The sequence below is a fragment of the Streptomyces kryoterrae genome, from assembly GCF_054072135.1.
The window spans coordinates 4,749,604-4,773,211 of record NZ_CM133358.1 but is presented as its reverse complement, the minus strand read 5'-3'; the positions used below and the strand labels follow the sequence as shown (position 1 = coordinate 4,773,211).

General features: G+C 70.3%; 27 protein-coding genes. 21 read left to right on the top strand and 6 right to left on the bottom strand.

Going from position 1 to position 23,608, the window contains the following annotated elements; genetic code table 11:
* Nucleotides 1–35: 35 nt before the first annotated feature.
* Entirely contained in the window at nucleotides 36–398 is a 363-nt protein-coding gene (locus tag ACW4TU_RS20610; RefSeq protein WP_457430216.1) for a VOC family protein, read from the top strand.
* A 37-nt stretch (nucleotides 399–435) separates the two neighbouring features.
* On the opposite strand, the gene ACW4TU_RS20605 is transcribed toward ACW4TU_RS20610, so the two are convergent.
* Together ACW4TU_RS20605 and ACW4TU_RS20600 are read right to left on the bottom strand one after the other, a co-directional pair.
* Entirely contained in the window at nucleotides 436–744 is a 309-nt protein-coding gene (locus ACW4TU_RS20605) for a DUF7848 domain-containing protein (protein ID WP_457429557.1), read from the bottom strand.
* Nucleotides 741–1,136 (bottom strand): hypothetical protein, encoded by a 396-nt coding sequence (locus tag ACW4TU_RS20600; protein WP_457429556.1) that lies wholly within the window; start codon nucleotides 1,134–1,136, stop codon nucleotides 741–743. The genes ACW4TU_RS20605 and ACW4TU_RS20600 overlap by 4 nt, the downstream gene beginning before the upstream one ends.
* 187 nt (nucleotides 1,137–1,323) lie before the next feature.
* On the opposite strand from ACW4TU_RS20600, the gene ACW4TU_RS20595 reads away from it, so the two are divergent.
* Both ACW4TU_RS20595 and ACW4TU_RS20590 read left to right on the top strand, forming a co-directional pair.
* Entirely contained in the window at nucleotides 1,324–2,166 is an 843-nt protein-coding gene (locus ACW4TU_RS20595) for a helix-turn-helix domain-containing protein (RefSeq protein ID WP_457429554.1), read from the top strand.
* Nucleotides 2,148–2,432, top strand: a complete 285-nt coding sequence (locus ACW4TU_RS20590; RefSeq protein ID WP_457429552.1) for a DUF397 domain-containing protein — start codon at nucleotides 2,148–2,150, stop codon at nucleotides 2,430–2,432. Before ACW4TU_RS20595 ends, ACW4TU_RS20590 begins: the two co-directional genes overlap by 19 nt.
* Here the strand turns inward: ACW4TU_RS20590 and ACW4TU_RS20585 are convergent.
* Nucleotides 2,426–2,788, bottom strand: coding sequence for a DsrE family protein (locus ACW4TU_RS20585; protein WP_457429551.1), 363 nt, complete (start codon nucleotides 2,786–2,788; stop codon nucleotides 2,426–2,428). The genes ACW4TU_RS20590 and ACW4TU_RS20585 overlap by 7 nt on opposite strands.
* A 172-nt stretch (nucleotides 2,789–2,960) precedes the next feature.
* Between ACW4TU_RS20585 and ACW4TU_RS20580 the strand changes: the two genes are divergently transcribed.
* The 9 genes from ACW4TU_RS20580 (at nucleotide 2,961) to ygfZ (ending at nucleotide 11,206) form a co-directional block, all read left to right on the top strand.
* Nucleotides 2,961–3,764 carry a hypothetical protein gene (locus ACW4TU_RS20580; protein WP_457429549.1) on the top strand — a complete coding sequence of 268 codons (804 nt, stop codon included), beginning with the start codon at nucleotides 2,961–2,963 and terminating at the stop codon, nucleotides 3,762–3,764.
* Nucleotides 3,765–3,877: 113 nt separating this feature from the next.
* Nucleotides 3,878–4,645 carry a hypothetical protein gene (locus tag ACW4TU_RS20575; protein ID WP_457429547.1) on the top strand — a complete coding sequence of 256 codons (768 nt, stop codon included), beginning with the start codon at nucleotides 3,878–3,880 and terminating at the stop codon, nucleotides 4,643–4,645.
* Entirely contained in the window at nucleotides 4,642–5,559 is a 918-nt protein-coding gene (locus tag ACW4TU_RS20570; RefSeq protein ID WP_457429546.1) for a hypothetical protein, read from the top strand. The genes ACW4TU_RS20575 and ACW4TU_RS20570 overlap by 4 nt, the downstream gene beginning before the upstream one ends.
* 255 nt (nucleotides 5,560–5,814) lie before the next feature.
* On the top strand, nucleotides 5,815–6,390 hold the full coding sequence (locus tag ACW4TU_RS20565) for a heme-binding beta-barrel domain-containing protein (RefSeq protein ID WP_457429544.1): 576 nt from the start codon (nucleotides 5,815–5,817) through the stop codon (nucleotides 6,388–6,390).
* A 334-nt stretch (nucleotides 6,391–6,724) separates the two neighbouring features.
* A complete protein-coding gene (locus ACW4TU_RS20560) occupies nucleotides 6,725–7,387 on the top strand; it encodes a hypothetical protein (protein ID WP_457429542.1) in 663 nt (220 codons plus the stop codon).
* A 14-nt stretch (nucleotides 7,388–7,401) separates the two neighbouring features.
* Nucleotides 7,402–9,054 (top strand): N-6 DNA methylase, encoded by a 1,653-nt coding sequence (locus tag ACW4TU_RS20555; RefSeq protein WP_457429540.1) that lies wholly within the window; start codon nucleotides 7,402–7,404, stop codon nucleotides 9,052–9,054.
* Nucleotides 9,051–9,737, top strand: a complete 687-nt coding sequence (locus ACW4TU_RS20550) for a restriction endonuclease subunit S (RefSeq protein ID WP_457429538.1) — start codon at nucleotides 9,051–9,053, stop codon at nucleotides 9,735–9,737. The genes ACW4TU_RS20555 and ACW4TU_RS20550 overlap by 4 nt, the downstream gene beginning before the upstream one ends.
* Before the next feature lie 10 nt (nucleotides 9,738–9,747).
* Nucleotides 9,748–10,230: a Fur family transcriptional regulator gene (locus tag ACW4TU_RS20545; protein WP_457429536.1), complete on the top strand. Its 483-nt coding sequence runs from the start codon at nucleotides 9,748–9,750 to the stop codon at nucleotides 10,228–10,230.
* A 10-nt stretch (nucleotides 10,231–10,240) separates the two neighbouring features.
* Complete coding sequence (ygfZ, locus tag ACW4TU_RS20540; protein WP_457429535.1) at nucleotides 10,241–11,206, top strand: CAF17-like 4Fe-4S cluster assembly/insertion protein YgfZ; 966 nt, start codon at nucleotides 10,241–10,243, stop codon at nucleotides 11,204–11,206.
* Between the two features lie 25 nt (nucleotides 11,207–11,231).
* Here the strand turns inward: ygfZ and dtd are convergent, their stop codons facing one another.
* Nucleotides 11,232–11,657 (bottom strand): D-aminoacyl-tRNA deacylase, encoded by a 426-nt coding sequence (dtd, locus tag ACW4TU_RS20535; RefSeq protein ID WP_457429534.1) that lies wholly within the window; start codon nucleotides 11,655–11,657, stop codon nucleotides 11,232–11,234.
* A gap of 214 nt (nucleotides 11,658–11,871) precedes the next feature.
* Between dtd and ACW4TU_RS20530 the strand changes: the two genes are divergently transcribed.
* The 3 genes from ACW4TU_RS20530 to ACW4TU_RS20520 all read left to right on the top strand — a co-directional run bounded on the left by ACW4TU_RS20530 (nucleotide 11,872) and on the right by ACW4TU_RS20520 (nucleotide 15,062).
* A complete protein-coding gene (locus tag ACW4TU_RS20530; RefSeq protein WP_457429532.1) occupies nucleotides 11,872–12,492 on the top strand; it encodes an RsiG family protein in 621 nt (206 codons plus the stop codon).
* Nucleotides 12,493–12,639: 147 nt separating this feature from the next.
* The gene (locus tag ACW4TU_RS20525; protein ID WP_457429530.1) at nucleotides 12,640–13,920 is read left to right on the top strand and encodes a GNAT family N-acetyltransferase; all 1,281 of its coding nucleotides are present in this window, start codon (nucleotides 12,640–12,642) and stop codon (nucleotides 13,918–13,920) included.
* A gap of 284 nt (nucleotides 13,921–14,204) precedes the next feature.
* A complete protein-coding gene (locus ACW4TU_RS20520) occupies nucleotides 14,205–15,062 on the top strand; it encodes a winged helix-turn-helix domain-containing protein (RefSeq protein ID WP_457429528.1) in 858 nt (285 codons plus the stop codon).
* A 37-nt stretch (nucleotides 15,063–15,099) separates the two neighbouring features.
* Here ACW4TU_RS20520 and ACW4TU_RS20515 read toward each other — a convergent pair whose 3' ends face one another.
* On the bottom strand, nucleotides 15,100–15,288 hold the full coding sequence (locus ACW4TU_RS20515) for a hypothetical protein (protein ID WP_457429526.1): 189 nt from the start codon (nucleotides 15,286–15,288) through the stop codon (nucleotides 15,100–15,102).
* Between the two features lie 202 nt (nucleotides 15,289–15,490).
* On the opposite strand from ACW4TU_RS20515, the gene ACW4TU_RS20510 reads away from it, so the two are divergent.
* On the top strand, nucleotides 15,491–16,372 hold the full coding sequence (locus ACW4TU_RS20510) for a FadR/GntR family transcriptional regulator (RefSeq protein ID WP_457429524.1): 882 nt from the start codon (nucleotides 15,491–15,493) through the stop codon (nucleotides 16,370–16,372).
* Nucleotides 16,372–17,118 carry an HAD family hydrolase gene (locus tag ACW4TU_RS20505; RefSeq protein ID WP_457429523.1) on the top strand — a complete coding sequence of 249 codons (747 nt, stop codon included), beginning with the start codon at nucleotides 16,372–16,374 and terminating at the stop codon, nucleotides 17,116–17,118. The genes ACW4TU_RS20510 and ACW4TU_RS20505 overlap by 1 nt, the downstream gene beginning before the upstream one ends.
* On the opposite strand, the gene ACW4TU_RS20500 is transcribed toward ACW4TU_RS20505, so the two are convergent.
* The gene (locus ACW4TU_RS20500; RefSeq protein ID WP_457429521.1) at nucleotides 17,109–17,291 is read right to left on the bottom strand and encodes a hypothetical protein; all 183 of its coding nucleotides are present in this window, start codon (nucleotides 17,289–17,291) and stop codon (nucleotides 17,109–17,111) included. The genes ACW4TU_RS20505 and ACW4TU_RS20500 overlap by 10 nt on opposite strands.
* Nucleotides 17,292–17,438: 147 nt before the next feature.
* Here ACW4TU_RS20500 and ACW4TU_RS20495 point away from each other — a divergent pair, with 147 nt between their 5' ends.
* The 4 genes from ACW4TU_RS20495 (at nucleotide 17,439) to ACW4TU_RS20480 (ending at nucleotide 23,604) form a co-directional block, all read left to right on the top strand.
* The gene (locus tag ACW4TU_RS20495) at nucleotides 17,439–18,365 is read left to right on the top strand and encodes a GntR family transcriptional regulator (protein ID WP_457429520.1); all 927 of its coding nucleotides are present in this window, start codon (nucleotides 17,439–17,441) and stop codon (nucleotides 18,363–18,365) included.
* A gap of 221 nt (nucleotides 18,366–18,586) precedes the next feature.
* Nucleotides 18,587–20,755 carry a phosphotransferase family protein gene (locus tag ACW4TU_RS20490; protein WP_457429518.1) on the top strand — a complete coding sequence of 723 codons (2,169 nt, stop codon included), beginning with the start codon at nucleotides 18,587–18,589 and terminating at the stop codon, nucleotides 20,753–20,755.
* A gap of 54 nt (nucleotides 20,756–20,809) precedes the next feature.
* Nucleotides 20,810–21,463, top strand: a complete 654-nt coding sequence (locus ACW4TU_RS20485) for a TetR family transcriptional regulator (RefSeq protein ID WP_457429516.1) — start codon at nucleotides 20,810–20,812, stop codon at nucleotides 21,461–21,463.
* Between the two features lie 41 nt (nucleotides 21,464–21,504).
* Nucleotides 21,505–23,604: a HelD family protein gene (locus tag ACW4TU_RS20480; protein ID WP_457429514.1), complete on the top strand. Its 2,100-nt coding sequence runs from the start codon at nucleotides 21,505–21,507 to the stop codon at nucleotides 23,602–23,604.
* The last annotated feature ends 4 nt before the right edge of the window (nucleotides 23,605–23,608 follow it).

Here is a 23,608-nt window from a genome sequence, read left to right as displayed (position 1 = left end):
GACCTGTGGGGCGTACGAGTACGAGAGTGTCCACCGTGACGCTGGACGCGCACGACGCACACGAGCTGGCCGGCTTCTACCGCCGCCTCCTGGGCTACGAGATCCGCAGCGAGGAACCCGACTGGGTCCTCATCGGCCCCCCGCCCGGCACCGAGGGCGTCTCCCTCGCCTTCGAGACGGAACGCGCGTACGTCCCGCCGGTCTGGCCCACCCGCGCCCCCGGCGACCAGCAGATGATGCTCCACCTGGACATCGAGGTCGACGACCTGGAGGCGGAAACCGCACGGGCTGTGGCTGAGGGGGCCCGCCTCCACGAACACCAGCCCCAGGGCGACGTACGAGTCCTGCTGGACCCGTCGGGTCATCCGTTCTGCCTGTGGACGCAAGCCGCGCCCTGAACACCCGTGCCCCGTGCCCGTTGCCCTGTGCCTCAGGTCATGGCGTGCGGGGCGGCCGTGTCACGCGTGCCGGTTCCAGGCCCGGGGGCGGACTGTCGGGCCCCTCGGTCGGCTCCACCGGCTCCATGACCGAGTAGTCCGCGAAGAGTCGGCGATAGCGCGTGTGCCGGGTCTCCTGAGTGTGCCTGCGCTGCCACTCCTCGACCTCCCCCGGCCCTGGCCACGTACCGGACCCGGCCCCGCAGTCCGCGTCCTCGCCCGAGACGCAGCGCGCGGAGTACTCCGGGTACGCGGTGAGGTCCTGCGCGAGCACGTACGCCACGTACCGGAAGATCCGCCGGGTCACGAGCCGTGCTCCGCCCGCTGGTGCCTGCGCATCAGGACGTCGGCGTCGGTCACCGCGCTGGCGTCCGACTCCGCCCGTGCGGTCCGCCGCAGCCCGTCCACTTCGGCGCACGTCTCGCAGCCGGGCACCGGCGCGGTCGGTCGGCTCGGCTCCGGGTAGCCCCAAGTGGCCCGCTCGGCACGCTCGTTCGCCGCGCGTACGCCCGCGCTCAGCCGCTGCTCGGGCGTGGCCGCGCGGAGCGACCCGGGGTCCGCCTGCCACTCACGGCCGCCGCCGACGGGGCGCAGCATCGCGTACGGGCCGGAGGTGGCCCGGTACTCGCCGATCCTGTCGGTGACCGGGTCGTGGACCAGCGTTCCGGGCTCGAAGGATGTCGTCGGCTCGGTTGTCATGGAGGCCGTTCCTTTCATCCAACTCGTACAACTTCTATACGGAATGCGTTGTTTGTACTACTCTGCGTATTCGAGTTCAGGGTGAGCATGGCCCATCCGCGCGGCCAAAACGCCGCTGAGCGGCGGTTGTTCGGCGCCTGGAGGCGCAAGTTCCATAAATTCCACAAGGTTCCACAGGAGGAGTGCGATGCCGTCGCGAAGGGTGATCACCGGGCGGAGCCAGGAGCCCAGGCGACGGTTCGCGGAGGAGCTGCGCTTACTCCGGGTCGAGCGAGGGGAGAGCCTGCGGCAGCTCGCGGAAACGCTGGGGTGGGACGCGTCCCTGTTCGGCAAGCTGGAGAGCGGGGCGACGCTGGGGAGCCCGGAGGTGGCCCAGGCGCTGGACCAGCATTACGGGACGGGCGGGTTGCTGCTCACTTTGTGGGAGCTGGCAGTGGGGGATCCGGCTCAGTTCAAAGAGCAATATCGGCGGTACATGACGCTGGAGGGGGAGGCGGTCAACCTGTGGCAGTACTCCGTGAGCATCATGCCGGGCTTGCTTCAGACAGACGCGTACGCCTACGAGGTTCTCTCGTTGGGGGGTGCCAAGGGGCAAGCGTTGGATCAGCAGGTCGAAGCACGCACAGGTCGACGGAAACTGCTCGACGGGGAGGAGGCGCCGCCGTTCCGTGCCCTCCTCGCGGAGGCGGTGCTGTGCACCCCTCTGCGTAGCGCGAGCGCGTGGAGAGAGCAGCTGGAGCATTTGTTGGAGGTGTCGGAGCGCCCGAACGTCACGCTCCAAGTGCTGCCGAACAGGGCAGGTCTGTACGGCCTGGTGAGCACCGACGTCATGTTCTTGAGGCTGCTGGACGGCGGTACGGTGGCGTACACCGAGAACGCGCACCGCGGCGAACTCATCGAGGAAAACAGCTCGGTTGAGCTGCTGCAACGTGCGTACGATGCGGTGCGCGACATGGCTTTGAACGCGGCCGAGTCGCGGGAGTTCATCTTGCGGATGTTGGAGGAAGTGCCGTGCGAGCCATCGACCTGAGCAACGTGACGTGGCGCAAGAGCAGCTACAGCAATCCGGATGGAGGCAACTGCGTAGAGGTCTCTGACGACCTCCTCAGCTCCGCCTCTTGGCGCAAGAGCAGCTACAGCAACCAGGACGGCGGCGCGTGCGTCGAGGTCGCCCCCAACCTCCCCGCCGTCGTCCCCGTTCGGGACAGCAAGGACCCCGGTCGAGGCGCCCTCGTCCTCGGGGCCGGTGCCTGGGCCGCCTTCGTCGGGGCTGTCAGGGACGACTCGGTTCAGTAGACGAGCGCCTGCGTCCCGTCCGCCATCGCCTCCTGGACGAAGACCTGCGCGCCCGCGATCCGTACGCCCTCGATGACGTCCTTCTCGGTGATGTCCCGCCGGGCCGCGCACTGGGTGCACAGGGTGAGCCGGCCGGCCGCGAGGACCGAGTCGATCAGGTCGGGCAGCGGCGCGGCGTGCGGCAGCTCGAACTCGGCGGCCCGGCCCGGCAGCGCGAACCACGCCGACTCCCCGGTCAGCCACAGGGACACCTCGACCCCGCTGGCCACGGCCACCGCCGCCACCGTGAACGCCTGCGAGCACCGCTCGGGGGCGTCGGCCCCCGCGGTCACCTTGATCACGAGCTTGTTCGCCATGGCCGCATCGTAGGCCGTGGTGCGGACCCTCGGGGCGGGGCGCGCCTGGCGACCGCGAGCTGGGTCCGGCCGGCCGTCATGTAGTCCGAATCGTGATCAACTCCCTTGCAACTCTGGGCGTTCGCCATGGGTCTCCTGTGCGCGCGGATAGGGAATCCGTGCGTCACGTTGCATGGGGGACGTCTTGGAAGTCTCGGAAGAACATGATGAAGCGCCGAAGAACCTGGAGGCAGCGGAAGCGCCGCAGGAGCCGCCCGCGCCGCCGCGGGTGCGTCGGCGCGGGCGTACGACGCTGTTGATCGCCGGTGCCGCCGTGCTCGGGCTCGTCGCCGGAACCTGTGCCGGCTACCTCGTACAGGCCGACCGTGAGCCCACGCCGTTGCCCCCGCTGTCGCAGCCGGTGCTGGCGCAGGCGGGCGGCGAAGGGCCGGAGCCGCTCTCGGCCGCCCAGGACCGACAGCTGCGGACCGAAGGCGATCTGCGCAGGCTGCTGTTGAGGAAGCCGGCCGGCACGAAGACCGCCGAGTGGCTGGAGCGCACTGACGGTTGGTTGGATTTCTCCGCTTACCTTGGCGACTTCACTGACCCGGGCGTGAGGTTCGACGATATGGCCGACGACGAGTTCCGCCGTGCGGCCGTCGTCGGCTGGGGGAGCGGTCGTTCGCGCAGCGTGGAGATCCGGCTCATGCAGTTCCGGCAGGAGGACAGCATGGCGGCGGCCGACTCCAGTGAGTACAACCAGAGATGGGCGGACGACGAGGAAGCCACCGACAGCTGGGGCATCCCGGGCACCGGGAGCGGCAGGGCGTACGTACACACCCGGCCGAGCATCGAGCCCGGATACGAGCCGCAGTACTCGGCCGAGGCACACGCCTGGCGCGGGGATGTCGCGATGGAGGTCTGGATCTACGACAGCAAGCCGATCCCGAAGAAGATGATCATGGATCTGGCCGAGCGGCAGATGGAGCGGCTGTGAGTGAGCGCGAGAGTGACGTGAGCCAGCAGAGCCACGAGAGCCACGCGGATCGCGAAGATCGCGAAGGTCGGGACGCGCAGTCGGTGTCACTGCCCGGCCAACATGTCCGGCGAGTGCGCTTCGCAGCCGTGGCCGGGTCCGTGGTGCTGGCCGGGGCGCTGGTCGCCGGGGTGGTCCACACGGTTGCGACCGTGCGGGCGGCCGACCGTGACGCGGGTGCTCCGACCTGGAAGTTCCCCAAGGGCGAGGCCGAGAAGAAGGCGACTGCCAAGCCGGGGCTCGCGGGCATGCTCGTGCCGTACGGGAATGGCGACGGCAGTGGCAGCACCGGCGGCAGTGACGAGGGCGCATGGGTCCGGGGGCCGGACGTCGTGCCGTTCGGTTCCGACGTGGAGCTCGGCGGAGCCCAGGCCACGGACCTGCGGAAGGAATCCCTGCGCGGACTGCCTCGCGCCCAGCGCAAGGAGCTGGAAGGGATGATCGACCGGCAGCGCATCAAGGGACTGGTGGCGCGCAGCTACCTCAGTGACCTCTCGTACGCCCGTGTGCACACTGCGTCCGTCTCCTCGGTGACCGTCGTGCTCGTCCGGATGGACAGGTCGGCTGTCCGCGACAGCTCCACGTTCCAGAACAGGTTCCTCGACGCCTCGGGACTCTTCCGTAAAGGCGTGAAGATCAAGGGGCACGACAACGCCCGGTGCTTCCAGCCGCTCAAGGGCGGGGACGAGGTGCAGCTCGACAGGATGGTCTGCTCCGCCTACGTGGGGGACGTCCTGGTCGCCGTCACGGCATACGGTGCGCGGCCACTCGACACCGAGGGCATCACGACGATGGTGCGTGCCCAGCTCGACCGCATCGTAGAGCCGGGGGAAGCCGTATGACCGAGCAGCCAAGACTGATCGACGAACGCGGACCGGACACCGCCGACGAAACGCCACCGGTCGTCAGTTCGCCACCGGCCGGTGGCGAACCGTCGGTCACCGGTGAGGCGCGGCCCGGTCCCGCAGCGCCCCCGGTGTCCAAGGGCCGACGGGTCCTGCCCGCTCTGCCCGCTCTCCTGCGCTGGACAGCCGCCCTCACCGTCCTCGTCGCGGCCGGTACGGCGACGGCGTACGGGATCGCGCGGATGGAGCGTACGGACGTACCGGGACTGGCCACCGAGTCGGACGGGCGCTGGGACTTTCCGCGGCTCACCAAGCCGCCGTTGCCCGCCGGCAGCCCCGGGCCCTTCGCCGCGGACAACCCGGCCGGCACGCACTACGCCGATCTGCGCGCCCTCGTCCTGCCCGCGCCCGAGGGGGCGAAGGAGGACAAGACGCTGCGCGGCTCGGACGGCTGGCTGGCGACGAAGGACTATCTGGCGGAGTACGAGCTGAAAGAGGACCGCGACGTCCTCGGGCAGAGGCTCGTCGACCTCGGCCTGCGGCACATCGCCGCTCGCGGCTGGACCACACCGGACGGCACTCGGACCCGCATCTACCTGCTCAGGTTCGGCACGGTGAACGTCGCGGAGGAGGGGATGGGACGCTACGCCGTCTCGCACACCTCCCCGGTCTTTCACGTACGGGGCGTCGGTGAGGCCCGCTACGACACTGACTTCCGCGGTCTCTCCGAAGTGGCGCACGTCACCCGTACCGCCTACGTGGAGGCGAAGCCGTACGGCGCCGAGCAGGTCCGCCAGGTGCACCTCTCCGCCGGGGACGTCTACGCGGTGATCCTCCAGTCCCGCAAGGGCACGGCCGAGGCCGTCCCCTTCCAGCAGACGGTGGTCCTGCAGAGCCAACTGCTCGGCTAGCACCGAACCGAACCACCCGGCCGCCAGTACCGCACCACCTGGCCGAGAGAGCCGGGCCCCGGCCGCGTAAGCTTGGGCCCGGCTCTTGTGCACACAACCGATCGTCCGAGGAGCACCCCGTGCTTGAGGCATTCTTCGAAGCCCTGCTGGTTCTGGTCGCCGTCGGCGTTCTCGCCTTCGCCGGTCTCACGGTCAAGAAGCTGTACCAGGGCCAGCGCTGACCCCCGCCACCAGGAATCGCAGGAAACGCAGCTCATGATCGAGATCCCGTCCGACCTCCACAAGGACCTTCTGCCGCTCGTCTTCCTGGTCGGCGAGTGGGCCGGCGCGGGGGTCTACGACTTCCCCGGCGACGAGAAGTGCAACTTCGGGCAGGAGGTCACCTTCACGCACGACGGACGTGACTTCCTGGAGTACCACTCCCGCTCGTGGGTGCTGGACGCCGACGGCAACAAGGTCAGGCCCCTGGAGTCGGAGTCCGGCTACTGGCGGGTCGACGCCGACCGCAAGGTCGAGGTCGTCATGGTCCGCCAGGACGGCGTCGTCGAGGTCTGGTACGGCGAGCTGGCCGCCAAGAAGCCGCAGATCGACATCGTGACCGACGCCGTGGCACGGACGGCGGCCTCGGGGCCGTACACCGGCGGCAAGCGGCTCTACGGGTACGTGCACAGCGACCTCATGTGGGTCGGCGAGAAGCAGACCCCGGACGTCGAGCTGCGCCCGTACATGTCGGCGCACCTGAAGAAGGTCGTCACCCCGGAGGACGTCGAACGCTGGGCGAAGGCCCTGCCGGACGACATGCCGGACGACGGGATCGCGTTCTTCAAGTAGACCGCTCGCTTCTTCTGGCGATTCCCTCCACATCCCCCCGTGTCCCCGTGGCCGGGGGGTCGTTCTCTCCATGGGTCCCGCACGCCCGACAGGGTTAACAGAATGAGCAGCACGACAATGCATTTGTGGTGTGCGATGTCTGGGGCTACAGTGACGCATGTCTTCGCGGGGTGGCTGGCTGCTTCGCAAACGCGCGGAACCCCGGTCGCAATTTGCCTGCGACCGGGGTTCCGGATGCTGTGCTCTGGGTGGCATGCGAAGCAGCGGCGAGCCCAGAACGTTCACTGAGCAGACTAACACGACGCATCCACGGATGCGCTTGAGTGGGGGAGTCATGACCAACCGCCTGCCCGATTGGATGGTGCGGGACCTGTCCCTGCCGAGGCTGCGACGTTACATCCGTGCCGCGCACGGCGACGCCCGGGGCGCGGAGCGGCTGTACTGGTGGAACGTCGAGCTGTCGGCCGCGCTGGTCGGCCCCCTGCACTGTCTGGAACTGACACTGCGCAACGCCCTGCACGACGCGCTCGTACGACATCACGGCAGACCGGACTGGTGGGAGGTGGCACCTTTGAACGAGCGCGGACGCGGGCTCGTGGACGGCGCTCGCCGCTCCTGTGAACGCCGCCTGCCGCGCACGAGGCCGGACGACGTGGTGGCGGAGCTGACTCTCGGCTTCTGGGTGTCGCTGCTCAGCCGCGGCTACGACCGGCATTTCTGGGCGCCTGTGCTGCAATTCGCGTTCCCGCACTACAGCGGCGGGCGTCGTGACCGCCTCTACCGCGACCTGACCTCGCTCGTCCTGCTGCGCAACCGGGTCATGCACCACGAGCCGGTCCACCACCGGCACCTCCAAGCCGACCATGACAGCATCTACCGCGTGCTCGGCCACCTCAGCCCCGAACTCGCCAAGGAGGCACAGGCCATGGACCGGTTCCCCGCCGTGCTCGCCGCCCGGGCGGACGTCCTGGGCGGCGTCAGACCGCCCCGGTTCTGAACGCGGGAGACGCAGTGACCGACCACGACACCCCGCCGTCCGGCCCCAGCGGTGACCCCGTGCCCGCCGACGTGCTCGTCTCCCGGCCCGACATCGCGCGCCTCGCGGGCGTGAAGCGGCCCGCCGTCACCAACTGGGAGCGGCGCCACCCTGAGTACCCCGCTCCGGTCGGCGGGGATCCCGAGCTGTTCCGCTCCGGTGAGGTGCTGGCCTGGCTGTCCACCCGGACCATCCCCGCGAACGCCCTGCTGCCCGACGAACCGGCGGGAACCACCTACGGCGACCGCTTCCGGGCCCGGTTGCCGGGCGGGACGGCCGGCGGGCTGCTCCGGCTGGTCGAGCGGCTCGCGGGGCCGGAGGCGGACCGGCTGCGGGGGCCGATGTCCCTGGACCGCTATATCTGGTGGCTGTTGTACCTCGTCGTGGTCCGGATCGTGGAAGGGCCTTACGGACTGACCAGGGTCTTGGACGGCTCCGACACGGCGGACCGCGAACACGACTTCCCGAGGGAAGTGTTTCCGCGCGACCTGATCATCGAACTCGCCGGCGTGCTCGACCGCACCCCCACCGGATCCGAGCGCGAAGCCCGATCGGCGTTCGATCACGTCCTGGTGCGCTGGCGTGCCGAACACGCACGCGAGGGCGGCGCGTTCCTCACCCCGTCGTCCGTGAGCCGGGTCATGGCCGGGGCGCTGGCCGCCGTGCGGCCCGGGGCGGTGCGCGTACACGATCCGTACGCCCGTACCGGAGAACTGCTCGTCGCCTACCTGGACGCGGTCGCCGTACCCGGTGGCGGCGAACCGCCCCAGGCTGACGGCCGGGTACCGGAGTCCGGGGAACGGCAGGTGGCGGGCTGGAACCTGCGGGTGCGCCATGGGCGTACCGTGCCGCTCGGCGAAGGGCCCGTCGCGCCGGCACTCGACCCCGCCGACCCCCCGGGCGCCTTCGACGTGCTCCTCACCAACCCGCCCTTCGGCCGCCTCCCGGAGGACGTCGCCCCACCCCCGTACTGGACGTACGGTCCTGCCCGCCGCACCGAGTTCGACTGGCTCCAGTACGCCGTCTCGCGCCTCGCCGCCGACGGCCGGGCCGCCGTGCTGATGCCGGCCGGGGCGGCCTCCAACTCCGGAGTCGCCGAGAAGGTGCGCGGGGGACTGGTCGAGGCCGGGGCCGTGGAATGCGTGATCGCTCTGCCCGCCGGGCTCTTCACGCTCACGGCCGTCAAGACGCACATCTGGTTTCTGCGCGCCCCCGGCTCCCGCGGTGCCGCCGAGCCCGCCCCCGAGGTGCTGTTCGTGGCCGGTGAGCACCTCGGGCACCAGGTCAGCCGGACCCAGCGGGCACTGTCCGACGACGACATCGCTCGGCTGGTCGGGGAGTACGTCTCCTGGCATGAGACCCGGGAGAGCGGGGCTCCGTTCGCGGGCACTCCGGGACTGAGCCGGTCCGTGCCGGTGCCGGACATCGTGGCCCACGGCCACAGTCTGGACCCCGTGTCGCGCGTCCGGCCGCCCGGCCCGGCCCGGGCCACCGAGGAAGCAAGGTCAGGATCCGCCGGTTTCCGCGACCGGCTGGACCGGCTGACCGAGGAGATCGGGGCCCTGCACGAGCGGGCGCGAGAGGCCGACGCCGAAGCCGCCCGCTGGCTCAGGAGGTACGGACTGTGACGACCACCACGACCATCGACGAAACCGTGCCGCCGGGCTGGTCGCACGGCATCCTGCGGGACCTGTGCGCCTCCATCCAGGCCGGGCCGGCGATGCGCGCCGAGGACAGGGGCCGCACCGGGGCCGACGGGGAGGGCGGCACCCCCGTCGTACTGCCGCGCGATCTGAGGGGGCAGCGCATCGTCCCGGACGAGACCGCGGACACACCGGTGATCCCCTGGAACCGGGCGCGCACCCTGGTCAAGTACGAACTGGCCGCCGGGGACGTCCTCCTCACCCGGACCGGCACCGTGGGGCGCTGCGCACTGGTCACCGGTGCGCACGTGGGCTGGCTGTTCCATCCCAACCTGGTACGGCTCCGGCTGCCGGAGGAGCGTGCGGGGCTGGTGTCGGCCGCGTACCTCGCGGCCTGCCTGAGCGCGACCGCCGCGCAGGACTGGATCAGGACCCGGACGGCCGGCTCGGTCATCCCGTCGCTGAGTATCCGTACCCTCGGTGAACTGCCCGTTCTCCTTCCGCCGGCCGCCGTGCAGGAGACGATCGGTGCCACGCTCGCCGCCCTCGACGACAAGATCCAGGCGCACACCGAGATCGTCCGCGCGACCCGCGACTACCGCGCCGTGCTTGCCGACGCCCTGATGAACGGCGTCCTGGCCGCAGAGCAGCGATCCGGTCGGCCCTAGACTGGACGGCGTGGTGAGCACCGACTGGAAAAGTGATCTGCGGCAGCGCGGTTACCGGCTGACCCCGCAGCGCCAGCTTGTCCTCGAAGCCGTGGACACCCTTGAGCACGCGACCCCCGACGACATCCTCGTGGAAGTGAGGAAGACGGCGTCGGGGGTCAATATTTCCACGGTCTACCGGACCCTGGAGCTGCTGGAGGAGCTGGATCTGGTCAGCCATGCCCACCTCGGGCACGGTGCGCCGACGTACCACCTCGCGGACCGGCATCACCACATCCATCTGGTCTGCCGCGACTGCGAGAACGTGATCGAGACGGATGTCGCCGTCGCCGCGGACTTCACCGCCAAGCTGCGCGAGGACTTCGGGTTCGAGACCGACATGAAGCACTTCGCGATCTTCGGCCGCTGCAAGGACTGCTCCCTCAAAGCCACAACCGGCAAGGGTGCCGCCCCTCACACCGCGACGGCCAAGGTTTCAACTACCGAGTCGTAGGCTTGTCCCCATGAAGAGTCCTTTGCTGTTCCTGCCCGGCGCCGTCCCCGCCGAGGGGGTGGACGAAGGCGTCGCCGCCCATTACGGCGAACTGTTCCGCGAACAGCGTGCCCTCGCCGAGGGCATCGGATTCGTCGACCTCTCCCACCGCGGTGTGGTCACCGTCACCGGTGACGACCGGCTGAGCTGGCTGCACCTGCTGCTCACCCAGCACGTCAGCGACCTGCCCGTGGGCGAGGCCACCGAGGCGCTGGTGCTGTCCGCCAACGGTCACATCGAGCACGCGCTGTACCTGGTCGACGACGGCACGACCACCTGGGCGCATGTGGAGCCGGGGACCCAGGAGGCGCTGATCGCCTACCTGGAGTCGATGAAGTTCTTCTACCGGGTCGAAGTCGCCGACCGGACAGGCGAGTTCGCGGTCGTCCACCTGCCCGCCGGCGCCATCGCGGAGGTCCCCGACGGTGTCGTCGTACGCGAGACCGCGTACGGGCGTGACCTCTTCCTTCCCCGTGCCGAGCTGGAGTCGTACGCCGAGAAGGCCGGACCGGCGGCGGGGCTGCTGGCGTACGAGGCGCTGCGGGTCGAGCAGCACCGGCCGCGCGTCGGGTTCGAGACCGACCACCGGACCATCCCGCACGAGCTGGGCTGGATCGGCACGGCGGTGCATCTGCAGAAGGGCTGCTACCGGGGGCAGGAGACGGTCGCCCGGGTCCAGAACCTGGGCAAGCCGCCGCGTCGGCTCGTCTTCCTGCACCTGGACGGCAGCGAGGTCCACCTGCCGCCGCCCGGCACGGAACTCCGGCTCGCGGACGACGGACCCGACGGGCGGAAGATCGGCGTCATCACGACGTCCGTACGGCACCACGAGCTGGGGCCGGTCGCGCTCGCGCTGGTGAAGCGGAACGTGGCGGTGGACGCGCGGCTGGTGGCCGACACGACGGCTGCCGCGCAGGAGGTCGTGGTCGAGCCGTAGGCCCCGACCACCACCCCGACCACCCCTACATCTCCACGAGGACCGTGAACGGGCCGTCGTTCGTCAGGGTCACCCGCATCTGGGCGCCGAAGCGGCCTGTCGCCACCGTCGCGCCCAGGGAACGGAGTTGGGCGACCACCTCGTCGACAAGCGGTTCGGCGACGTCGCCGGGGGCTGCCGCGTTCCAGGTGGGGCGGCGGCCCTTGCGGGCGTCGCCGTACAGGGTGAACTGGCTGATGACGAGCAGCGGGGCGTCGATGTCGGAGCACGATTTCTCGTCCGCCAGCATGCGGATCGACCAGAGTTTGCGGGCCAGTTGGGCCGCCTTCTCCTTCGTGTCCTCGTGTGTGACCCCGACGAGGACGCACAGGCCCTCGCCCGCGATCTCGCCGGTCACCTCGCCGTCCACGACGACGCTCGCGCCGTCCACCCTCTGCACCACTGCACGCATGGGGGCCATCATGCCGTGCCGTCGCGCACGTCATGGACGTCGTGGCGTGGTGTGGCATGGCGTGGCGTCCGGGCCGGTTCCGTGGGCCCATGGAGGGATTCTTTTTGATCCTTAAGCCCCCATCTGGGGCCGTTCGGGGGCACTCGGTCACATAGCGGCCACCGGGGGTGGCACGATGCTACCCATTCGCCTGTCGAGGGGACGGTAGAGGCACATGAGCACACCGAGTACCGGGCGGCCTCATACGGCCGCCCGACCGCCCGAGCAGCGCCACGTCGGTCCGGTGGCTCCGGCGGCTCCGGTCACTTCGGTCGGTTCGCTGCTGGCCCCCGCTCCGCCCGAGCACGACCTCGCCGTGCTGCGCCTGGCCGAGCTGCGCGTCCTGCGCCGGGAGGCCCAGCGCGACGAGGCCGACCTCAGTTACGTACGACGGCTGTTGCAGGGGCGCATCGACATCCTGCGGGCGGAACTCGCGCGTCGCGGGCCCACGTCCGTGGTGGCGGTGGGGGAGGGGTCGGTCGTGGAGCGGCTGTCGGAGATCCTGACGGACGCGCCGGCGCGGCACCGGTCGTCGGCGCGGCACGTGACGCTGGGGACGCCGCACAGCGAGGAGTACGGGCGGCTGGCGGCGGAGATGCTCGCCGAGGTCGAGCTGTCGGACCTGAACGCGCGCACGGATCCGGAGCTGACGGCGGCGATGGGCAGGCTGGTGCGGTACGAGCAGCAGGTCTCGCGGCGGCGGCAGGGGCTGCAGCGGACGGCGGACGACTGCAGCGGGGAGATCGCGCGCCGCTACCGGGAGGGCGAGGCCCAGGTGGAGGACCTGCTGATCTGAGTGTCCAGCCTCCTGGGGGTCCCCCTCTCGGGGAGTTCGAGGAGCGGGGGTTCGGGGGCGGAGCCCCCGAGGACGCGACGGGTAGGGGCGGCGGGGGCGAGGGAAATCCGCGCGACACCCCACCCACCCTCCCCCTAGCCTGACCCCATGACCCCCCGTGCCGACATCGACGTACGCACCGTCAACGAGGACGGGCTCCGGGAGTGGACCCGGGCCCTGAGCACCGGGTTCCTCCGGTCGCCCGAGGTCACGGACGCGGAGCTGGCGGCGCGCCGCGGCGGCTTCCTGCCGGGGCGGACCCTCGGCGCGTACGACGGCGAACGATGCGTGGCGACGTTCCGCTCGTTCCCGCAGGACCTGAGTGTCGGCGCCGGCGCGACCGTCCCCGCCGACGCGATCTCGAACGTCACCGTCTCCCCGACCCACCGTCGCCGGGGCATCCTCACCCGCATGATGGCCCAGGACCTCGCCGCGGCGAAGGAGCGCGGAGACGTCGTCGCCACGCTGATCGCCGCCGAGTACCCGATCTACGGGCGGTACGGCTTCGGGCCCGCCACCTGGACCTCCGAGTGGACCATCGACGTACCGCGCGCGGGCCTCGACCCCCGCTGGGCGGGCCCGGCGGACGGCGGCCGTATCGACCTGGTGGACGCGGCGGACGTACGGAAGCTGGGGCCCGAGCTGCACACACGGCTCGTGCGACGGCAGCCGGGTGCCGTCAGCCGTGACGAGCGCTGGTGGCAGGTCAACACCGGTGCGGTGCTGTTCGGCGGGTCCTGGGACGAGCCCTTCTACGCCGTCCACCGCTCGGCGGACGGCGAGGTCGACGGGCTGGTCTCGTACGAGGCCGAGGACAAGTGGGACGGCAAGCAGCCGCAGGTCACCGCCGACGTGAACTGGCTGATCGCCGCGACGCCGGCCGCCGAGCGCGCCCTGTGGCAGTACCTCTGCTCGATCGACTGGATCACCAAGGTCAAGACCGGCTGGCGCGCCCCGGACGACCTGCTCCCCTTCTTCCTGCCGGACCCTCGGGCGGCCAGGCTCACCACCCACGCGGACTGGCTGTGGGTGCGGATCCTGGATGTCGTACGGGCCCTGGAGGCGCGTCCGTACGACGCGACGGCCGGCGGGACGGTCGGCGGCAGCCGTTCCCTTGTCCTGGAGGTCGTCGACGCGGCCGGGTTCGCCGGGGGGCGGTACCGGCTCGACGTGTCCGCTGAGGGCGTCGGTTCCTGCACGGCCGGGACCCGTGACGCCGCCGAAATCACCCTGGATGCGAGGGAGTTGGCGGCGCTGTGGCTCGGTGACGAGTCGGCGGTGCGGCTGGCGGCGCTGGGGCGGGTGCGGGAGGAACGAGCGGGCGCCGCCCGTGTGGCCGACGCCCTGCTGCGTACGTCCAGGCGGCCGTGGTGCCCGGACATCTTCTGATCCGATCCTGATCCGATCCTGATCCGTTTCCGGTCGGACCGTGATCCGACCGCTGATCCGACCTCTTTTCCGGTCGTGGTGGCTGCCGAGCTCCAGGCTCCCCTCCGGAAGAGAGTCCGGTAGCCAACCTGTGGAAGGTTTGACCATGTTGTGGAAGTTGGTAGCCAACTTCACTGTTCTTATCTCCACCCGGAAGCGTCTTATAACCACCTTCCCTTGAACTGCCCAAGGATGGCGGGAAGTTGTAGTGTTTGGTTGTGGAGACCCATAGGTCACACCGAGACGTGGCCGACGCCCTGCGCAGCCGGATCAGGACCGGTGAGCTGCGGCCGGGCCAGCGCATGCCCACCCAGGCCAGGCTGGCCGAGGAGTTCGGCGTCGAGCGAGGTGCCGTACGTGAGGCGTTGCGCATCCTGCAGGCCGAGCGGCTGCTGACCAACGTCAGCAAGGGGAGCCCGGCGACGGTCGCCCCCGATCCCGGACCGGCGCCGACCGGCCCCGCCGCCCCGCCGCTGCCCACCATCGGGGCCCTCGCGCCCCGTATCGCGGCGGCCTTCTCGGCGCCGCACGTGGTGGTCGACGCCCTGTGTCTGACGTCCGTCTCGCTCACCCTCGCCATCGGGGAGCCGCTGCGCCAGATCCACGCCGGACGGCTGAATCCGGCCAGGATCGACGTCCGGGTGCTGCTGCCGAGCCGCGACATCGACCTCGCGTTCCCGGCGCCGGTGGCACTGGCGGACGGTTCCCCGGCCGGGGCCTCGGCCACCGGCCGGCTGCAGCGCCGCTGGCTGACGCATCGCAACGCCCAGGGGCAGGTCCTGCGGCACAATCTGCTGGCCCTGCGCGGCACGCACGGTATCGACGTGCGCGTCTCCTTCCGGGCCCTCCCGTTCACGCCACCGGTGCAGCTGTACCTGCTCAACGGGGCGGACGCGCTCTTCGCGTACTACACGCTCAAGAGGAGCGAGGCGGAGATCGACCACGAGCAGGTGGAGATGTACGACGCCGAGGGCGTCCGGTCGACGCTGTTCGCGTTCGAGCGGGGCGCCGGGCTGCGCGACTCGACGTTCGTGGAGCAGTCGCACCTCTGGTTCAACGCACTGTGGGAGACGATCAGTTCGGAGCTGGTGCTCACGGACTGAGGTCTCCCACGGCCGGCTGTCACTGGTGCCGTCATCGTCACAGGGTGGGCCCCGTGACCAGCAGGGCGAGCACGACGGCCCCGATGGAGCTGAGGGTCGCGTTCCTGGCCTTGATGCCTATGGTGAGCAGCAGCAGGCCGACGACGCCGGAGGTGCCGTACTGCCAGCTGACGAACTGCTGGAAGCCGCTGATGAAGACGGCGGCGAGGAGAGCGATGGCGGGCATGGTGGTTCCTCCTTCAGGGCGGTGACCGGGGCGCTGCGGGGGGTGTTGTCCGGGACGGTGTCGCAGAGGTGGCAGAAAGGAGGCGGAGATTCCACCAACTTCACCAAGTTGGTAACCAACTCTGATTAAGTTGTCCCCACTTGGCTACTACTCATAAACAACTTTTCAGCAACTCCCCAAAGATGGATCCCAGTTGTAGCGTTTGGTCGTGACCCAGGAGAACGTGGCAGTGAACGGCAGCAGAAGACAGACGCCCCAGGAGATCTCCACCGCCCTGCGTGACCGCATCCGCGCCGGCGATCTGCAGCCGGGCGACCGCCTGCCCACCCAGGCCGAGCTGGCCGAGGAGTTCGGCGTCGAGCGAGGTGCCGTACGTGAGGCGCTGCGCATCCTGCAGGCCGAGCAACTGCTCACCAACGTCAGCAAGGGCAGCCCGCCGCGCGTCGCCGAAGTGACGCCGCCCAGGGAAGGACCCCAGCCGACGATGGTGGGGCTGGCGCCGCGTCTGACGGAGGCGTTCTCGGTCCCCCACGTCCGTGTCGACGCGGCCTGTCTCACCGCGGAGAGCCTGATGCTGGCCGTCGGGGAGTCGGTCCGGCTCATTCACGAGGGCCGCATCCGGCCCGAGCGGATCGACGTACGCATCCTGCTGCCGTCCCGGGACATCACGCTGGCGTTCCCGGTGCCTGTCGAGGGCCGCAGCGAGGACGACCCGGTCCACCAGCGCTGGCTGGCCCAGCGCAACGCCCAGGGGCACGTCCTCCAGCACAATCTGCGCGCCCTGCGCTCGTCGCACGGCATCGACGTACGGGTGACGTTCAGGGCGCTGCCGTTCACCCCGCCGGTGAAGCTGTATCTGCTCAACGGGACGGAGGCGCTGATCGCGTACTACATGATCGCCCGCCGCGAGGAGCCCATGGAGGGCGGGACGCCGCTGGACATGTACGACGCCCTGGGGACCGAGTCGCTCCTCTTCCCGTTCGAGAAGGGTGCCGGGGAACGGGACACGGCGTTCGTCGAGCAATCCCAGAAGTGGTTCGACGCCCTCTGGGAAACCATCACGACGGACCTGACACTCTCCTAGTGACCTCTGATACGACACAGCCCGAACTGGTGACCGAGGACGACTCCGTGATCGACGACCTGCGGGAACCGGTGGCCCGCGCACGGGTCGTGCTCTGGGACTTCGACGGACCCATCTGTGCCCTGTTCGCCGGCCACTCGGCGCAACGCGTGGCGATCGACCTCGTCGAGTGGCTCGAAGGGCGGGGCCTGCACGGTCTGTTGACGGAGGCGGAGCGCGAGTCCCTGGACCCGCACGTCGTACTGCGTGCCGTCGACCGCCGGCATCCGGGGAGTGACCTGGTGGACGAGCTGGAGAAACGCCTCACTCAGGAGGAGCTCCGGGCCACGAGTCTGGCGATGCCCACTCCGTACGCCGACCCGCTGGTCCGCACCTGGACGGCGGTGGGCGCCCGGCTCGCGGTCGCCACGAACAACTCCCCGCTGGTGGTCCGCCAGTATCTGGCGAGCCGCGGGCTGACCTCGTGCTTCGCCCCGCACGTCTACGGCCGCACGCGGGAACTGAGCCATCTCAAGCCCCACCCGCACTGTCTCAACCGCGCGCTGAACGCGATGGGGGCGGCGCCGTCGTCCGCGCTCATGATCGGGGACACCCCTTCGGACTACCTCGCCGCACGGGAGGCCGGTGTTCCGTTCCTCGGCTACGCGCGTAACGAACACAAGGAGAAGCTGCTGCGGGACGCGGGTGCCGAGGTGGTCGTGGACTCGCTGGAGCCCGTACTGAGGCTGCTGCGCGGTCAGGCCTGAGTCATCAGCAGGGTGAAGACCACCGCCGCGCCGACGGCCAGCCCGGTGTGGCGTGCCCGGATGCCTACGGCGACCGCCGCCAGGAGCAGCAGGCCCAGCACTCCGAGTCTTGACTGGGCCAGTCGTCCCAGCAGGAACTCGCCCAGTGCAAGGACCACTTGGAACAGAAGCATTCTCCTCACCCTCCCCTTCCACTTTGCGTGAAGCGGTCAACTCACCGTCCAATTGGACTGGTTGACGTGAATGTGGTCTGCCCGGTCCGCTAGATCCCTTAACCGGCTTGGTAGTTGATGGTTCAGTTGACTGGAATCTGTTTGGAAATGGACCGGAAGCGGTACGGTCGGGGTGTGGGACATGGGGAAGGACAGCAGGCCACTGACGGCGGCGGCAGGGAGTTCGACCGGGTGGCCGACGAGCTGCGCCACCGTATGGCGGACGGGCTGTACCCGGTGGGCTCGCTGATGCCCGCACAGCGCGACCTCGCCGAGGCGTTCGGGGTGTCCCGGGACACCGTGCAGCGTGTCCTGAGGGAGCTGCGCAACGAGGGCTGGATCGAGTCCCGGCAGGGCAGCGGCTCCCGGGTCGTCAAGACGCAGCGCATCCAGTCCACGGCGCCCAAGGCCAGCCGCTCGCGCCAGGCGGTGACCCTGGGGCCGCTCATCAGTGAGGCGTTCGAACAGCCCGAAGTCACCCTGGACGTCTACACGTTGACCTCGGAGACCCTGGACGCGCACATCCGTCTCCAGGCGGAACGGATCAGGGCCCATGTCATAGTTCCGCAGCGCATCGCCCTGCGGATGCTCCTGCCGTCCGACACGGAGTCCCTGCCCTATCCGCGCGGAATCGACGCGAAGGACGACCCGCTCCTGCGCAACAGACTCCGCGACATCACCGGCCGTCACACCGATTCACTGCGCGGAGTACTGGCGGAGCTGGCGGCCGAAGGGCTGGTTCCGGAGATCGGCCTGGAGGTCCGCTACGCACCGCTGACCCCCACCTTCAAGCTCTATCTGATCAATGGTGTGGAAGCGCTGCACGGCATGTACGAGGTGATCCGGCGGCCGGTGGTGGTGGACAGGCGGAAGACGGTCGAGGCCCTCGACGTCCTGGGCCTGGGTGCCACGCTGACGCACCACGTACGGGACGGCGACCCGAACTCACCGGGTTCCACCTTCGTCGAGAGCATGCAGAACTGGTTCGAGTCGGTCTGGAACCTCCTGTCCGAGGAGTCCGGGGCCGTGCGCTAGCATGCCCGCACCGTGTGAGCAACACCTCGCGCACATACGTATGGATGGCGAACAGGCCAACCTCGGCGACTTGATGCAGCAGAGCGGCAGACCACCCGTCGTGTCGCTCCGTTGGCGCTCAAGTCGTGCGGAGTATCACCTGGGAACACCGTTCTGCCGCACCATCCATCCTCGCGCGAGTCCCGGAGCAGCCAGTGGGCGCACCCTCAGTTCCCCGTTCCATGACAGGGGAGCGCGCCGACGGCGGTTCGCCGGACATCATCGAGGCGTTCGTGCTGAGGGCCACGCTCAAGGGCAAGGCGAGCAACGGCTTCCACAACCAGAACTATGTCCTGCCGTTGACGGAGGACCTGGCACAGAAGGTGGGCCTGGCGGCCGGGACGCCGGTCACTGTCCGGATCCGGCGGGAGACGGCGCTTCCTGTGGTGATCCGTACCTGGCGGGACGAGGCACGGATCCTCGACGCCGTACACGGTGCGCTGCCGAATGTGCCGAAGTGCCTGCTGGAGGGTGACGGGTTCACCGTCCACAGCTATGTGGACGGCGTACCGCTCTCCAGCATCTGCGGAAACGGCAAGCCCGTCGACACCCTCCTCATGAAGGCGCTGGCCGACCTGCTCGCCCAGATGACCCAGGTGCGCCGAAGGGCTCTGCCGCCCCTGCCCGAGGTCTGGCCCCGCAACCACACGGACAGTCAGGGCTTTCTGCGGGCGCTCGTCCAGCTGGCCGACCGTCAGATCCGCCGGCGCAACTGGCCGGCTTTCGGCGGCCTGTTCAAGGCGCTCGGCATTCCGGAGGACTCCCTCACCCGGTTGGCCGAACGGGTACCGGCCATGACGCGGCGGCCCTACAGCCTGCTGCACGCGGACCTGCACCGCGACAACCTGATCGTTTCCTACGACGGTGACCCACCCCTCATCTGTGTCGACTGGGAACTGGCGACCTACGGCGACCCTCTGCACGACCTCGCGACACACCTCGTGCGCATGCAGTACCCCGCCCATCAGTGGAACGACGTGATCGACGCCTGGGCGGATGCCATGCGGCTGGTCCGCCCCGCCGCCGTCAAGGGCCTGGGCAAGGACCTGCGCCACTACGTGGACTTCGAGCGGGCGCAGTCCGTCTTCCCGGACGTCATGAGGGCCGCGCAGTCCCTGGAGGACACGTTCGACCAGAAGAGCCTGGACGAGGCGACAGCCTCGGTGAGCCGGGCCCTGGAGGCGGCGGCGGCGCCGCTCGGGCTCCGGCATGTGCCGGGCACGGACGAGATCGAGCGCATCCTCTTCCGCTGGCAGGCGTCTCGGGAGGACGGGAGGAAACGCGGCCGGGGGTGGGGCGCGGACGACATCCACTGGACGCCGGACGAGCGGGTGCGGGAGCGTCCCGAGTTCTCCCGCGCCAATGTGGACCGCGCGCTGGTCGCGGAGGGTGTGGCTCCGGCCAACCGTGTGTTCAAGGGGACCGCGAACCTCAACTCGGTGGTCTGGGTCGGGGGCGTCGACTTTCCCGTGGTGGTACGGCGCCAGGTGCCGAAGGCCTGCCGCCGCGAGCCCAGCTTCCTCAGCGAGCACGCGGTGCTCCAGGCCATCGACGAGTCGTCGGTCGCGGTGGCGGCGCCGAGGGTCCTCGCCCTGGGCACCGGCTACCGGAACGAACCCTTCGCCGTCCACACGTACGCGGGCCGGCGCGACATCGACCAGCCGCCGAGCCATCCGGTGAACGGCCTGCTGCCGCACGAGGCGGACGCACTCGTCGACCAGCTGTGCGCGCTGACGGACGTGGACTACCGCGCACTCGACCCGGCGGCGGGCGAGGGCGACTTCTACGGCTGGCTGAGCGACCAACTCGTCGTTCTGGTACGGGACCTGCCCAGGGAGTCGCAGCAACTGGCCAGGGTTCTCGGCCTGCCCGACGCCGACCGGCTGCGGCAGATCCTGGGCCGGCACGTGGTGAGCGAACGCGAGCCGGCGCTGCTGCACGGTGACCTGAACCCCTGGAACCTCGTCCGGCGCGACGACCCGCTGGTGCTGACCATCATCGACTGGGAGATGGCGGTCGTCGGCGACCCGCTCTACGACCTGGTGCGGCACATGCACCTCACGCCGACCCGGTCGGAGATCCGGGACCGGATGTTCCGGCGCTGGGAAAGCCTGCTGTCGCCGAGGTACACCGACAACTGGCGACAGGACTGGCGGGTGTACCGGGACATCGAGGTCGTCCGGTCCGCCTACATCGACCTGGACCGCCTGGTCACCGGCGCCGGTCTGGACGCCCCGAACGTCCGCCGGGCGGTCGACTCGTACCCGATGACTCTGGCGTCGGCCATGGCCGCGCTGGGGCTGCCGGCCCGCTCCACGGAGAACCCGTATCTGGCGCTCGCGTTGCGATAGCCGGAGGCGGCTGGCGGGTCCGTGCGGGCCAGGGGAGTGCGTACCCTCGCTCCCATGGCAGGAACCGGGCTGCGTGAGCGCAAGAAGCAGCAGACATACCAGAATGTGTCCGACATCGCGATCGGGCTCTTCCTCGCGAAGGGCTTCGACGCGGTGTCCGTCGCCGAGGTCGCCGCCGCGGCCGGGATCTCCAAGCCGACGCTGTTCCGGTACTTCCCGGCCAAGGAGGACCTCGTCCTGCACCGCTTCGCGGACCACGAGGACGAGGCGGCGCGGGTGGTGCGGGCGGCCGTCGCGGGTACGGGGGCGGAGGCGTCGCCGCTCGACGCGCTGCGGCGGCACTTCCTCGACGGGCTGAGCCGCGAGGACCCGGTCACCGGCCTCAACGGCTCCCCCGAGGTGCTCGCCTTCCACCGTCTGCTCTACGGCACGGCGTCGCTGGTCGCGCGGGCGTACGAGTACCAGCAGCGCTCGGAGGCCGTACTCGCCGTCGCCCTCGGCGACACCCTGGCGGCCCGGCTCGCGGCCAGCCAGATCATCGCCGTACAGCGGATTCTGGCGCAGGAGAACTGGCGGCGGATCGCGGCGGGGGAGACCGTGGAGGCGGTACGGGAGGACGCGGTCGCGGCGGCGGAGGGGGCGTTCGGGCAGTTGGCGGCGGGGCTGCGGTGGCTCGGGCCGGCGAGGGAAGAGAACACCGCCGGGTAAAATATTTAACTCGGTTGCGTTATTTCGGTATGCTTGCTGGAATGACGCCACCCGGTCCCGACCCCACCCGTGCCCAGGCCCTTCTCCGCGACTCCCTGGGCCGTGAGCGCGCTCATCACGACATCTGTCGTGCCGCCCTCGCCGCGATGATCGACGGCGCCCGGGAACACGTCGTCACCGGCGCGGACGTCTCCGCCTCCGGGGCGGACGCGGAGGTGCTCGGGTACCAGCTGCGCAGCAAGGCGAAGGAACTCGGCGAACTGCCCGCAGGGCCCCTGTTCTTCGGCCGGTTGGACTTCGGCAGCGGTGACCGGGGCGGCGATCACAGCGGCGCGAGCTACCACGTCGGGCGCCTGCGGATCAGCGAGCACCCGACCCGCCCGCCCCTCGTCGTCGACTGGCGCGCCCCCGTCTCCCGGGCCTTCTACCAGGCGAGCGCCCGCGATCCGCAGGGTGTGGCCGTGCGCCGCCGGTTCGGCTGGGCGCCCGGCAGCAGGGGCGACTCCGCCGACCTGACCGGCCTGGAGGACGAGCACCTGGACGAGCACCTGGACGAGCATCCGACGGAAGTCGGCTCGGGGGAGGGGGAGTTGGCGGGCGGCGCGGACGGCTTGGTCGCACGGGAGATCGCGCGACCCCGTGTCGGGCCCATGCGGGACATCGCCGCGACGATCCAGCCCGAGCAGGACGACCTCGTCCGGGCGGGCCTCGGCGTCTCCGTGTGCGTGCAGGGCGCCCCCGGCACCGGCAAGACGGCCGTCGGGCTGCACCGGGCCGCCTACCTCCTCTACACGTACCCCCAACGCGTGCAGCGGGGCGGCCTGTTGATCCTCGGGCCCAACCGCACGTTCCTCTCGTACATCGCGGAGGTCCTGCCCGCCCTCGGGGAGACGGGCGTACGGCAGTCGACGGTCACGGACGAGATCGCGGCCCATCCGGTGCGCGCGGAGGACGACGAGCGGGCCGCCGTCGTGAAGCACGACGCGCGGATGGCGGAGGTGCTGCGCCGGGCGTTGTACGCGCGGGTGGTGGTCGAGGGGTACGCCAACTCCCTTGAGGTGCCGGACGATTCGTACCGCTGGCGGGTCCCGGCGGTGGAACTGGCGCGGATCGTGGCGGGCGTACGGGCCGAGGAGCCGCCGTACGCCGTGGGGCGCGAGCGGGTACGGACGCGGGTCGTCAGCCGTATCCAGCGGGAGGCGGAACGGCGGGCGGGGCCGCAGCCGAACGCCTGGGTGCGGCGGATCGAGCGGGCGCGGGCGGTCGGGGCGTACGTCGAGGCGGTGTGGCCGAGGGCGCGTCCGGAGGAGGTGGTGGCCGAACTCCTGGGCGACGAGCGGGCGTTGGCGCGGGCTGCCGAGGGAGTGCTGGAGGCGGACGAGCAGCGGGCGGTGCGGTGGGCGCGTCCGCCGAGGTCGTGGAAGTCGGCGCGCTGGTCGGCCGCCGACCTGGTCCTCCTCGACGAGGTCGCCGGCCTGATCGAACACCCCGAGGGGTACGGTCATGTCGTGATCGACGAGGCGCAGGACCTCTCCCCGATGGAGTGCCGGGCGATCGCGCGCCGGGTCCCCTACGGCTCACTGACGGTGCTGGGTGACCTGGCCCAGGGCACCACACCGTGGGCTGCGCGGGCGTGGGGGCCCTTGCTGGCCCACCTGGGCAGACCGGACGCCACGGTGATCCCGCTGACCACCGGGTTCCGGGTGCCGCGGACGGTGGTCGCCTTCGCCAACCGACTGCTGGCCCGCCTGGACGTACCGGTGCCACCCGCCCGATCCCTGCGCGGCGACGGGGAGTTGAGGGTCGTGGAGACCACCGACATCGCCGGGGAGGTGGTGGCCGCGGTGCGCCGGGCGCTGGACGGGGAGGGGTCGGTGGGGGTCGTGGCGGCGGAGGGCGAAGTGGCCGCGGTACGAGAGGTGTTGGACACGGCGGGGGTGGCGGTGGACGGGGGGCGGGTCGCGGTGATGTCGGCGAAGGCGGTGAAGGGGCTGGAGTGGGACCACGTGGTCGTGGTGGAACCGGCGTCGATCGTGGAGGGGGAGGGGGCGACCGGGCGGGGCCTGAACCGGCTGTACGTGGTGCTGACGCGGGCGGTGTCACGGCTGGAGGTCGTGCACGGGCGGGCGTTGCCGTTCTGAACGG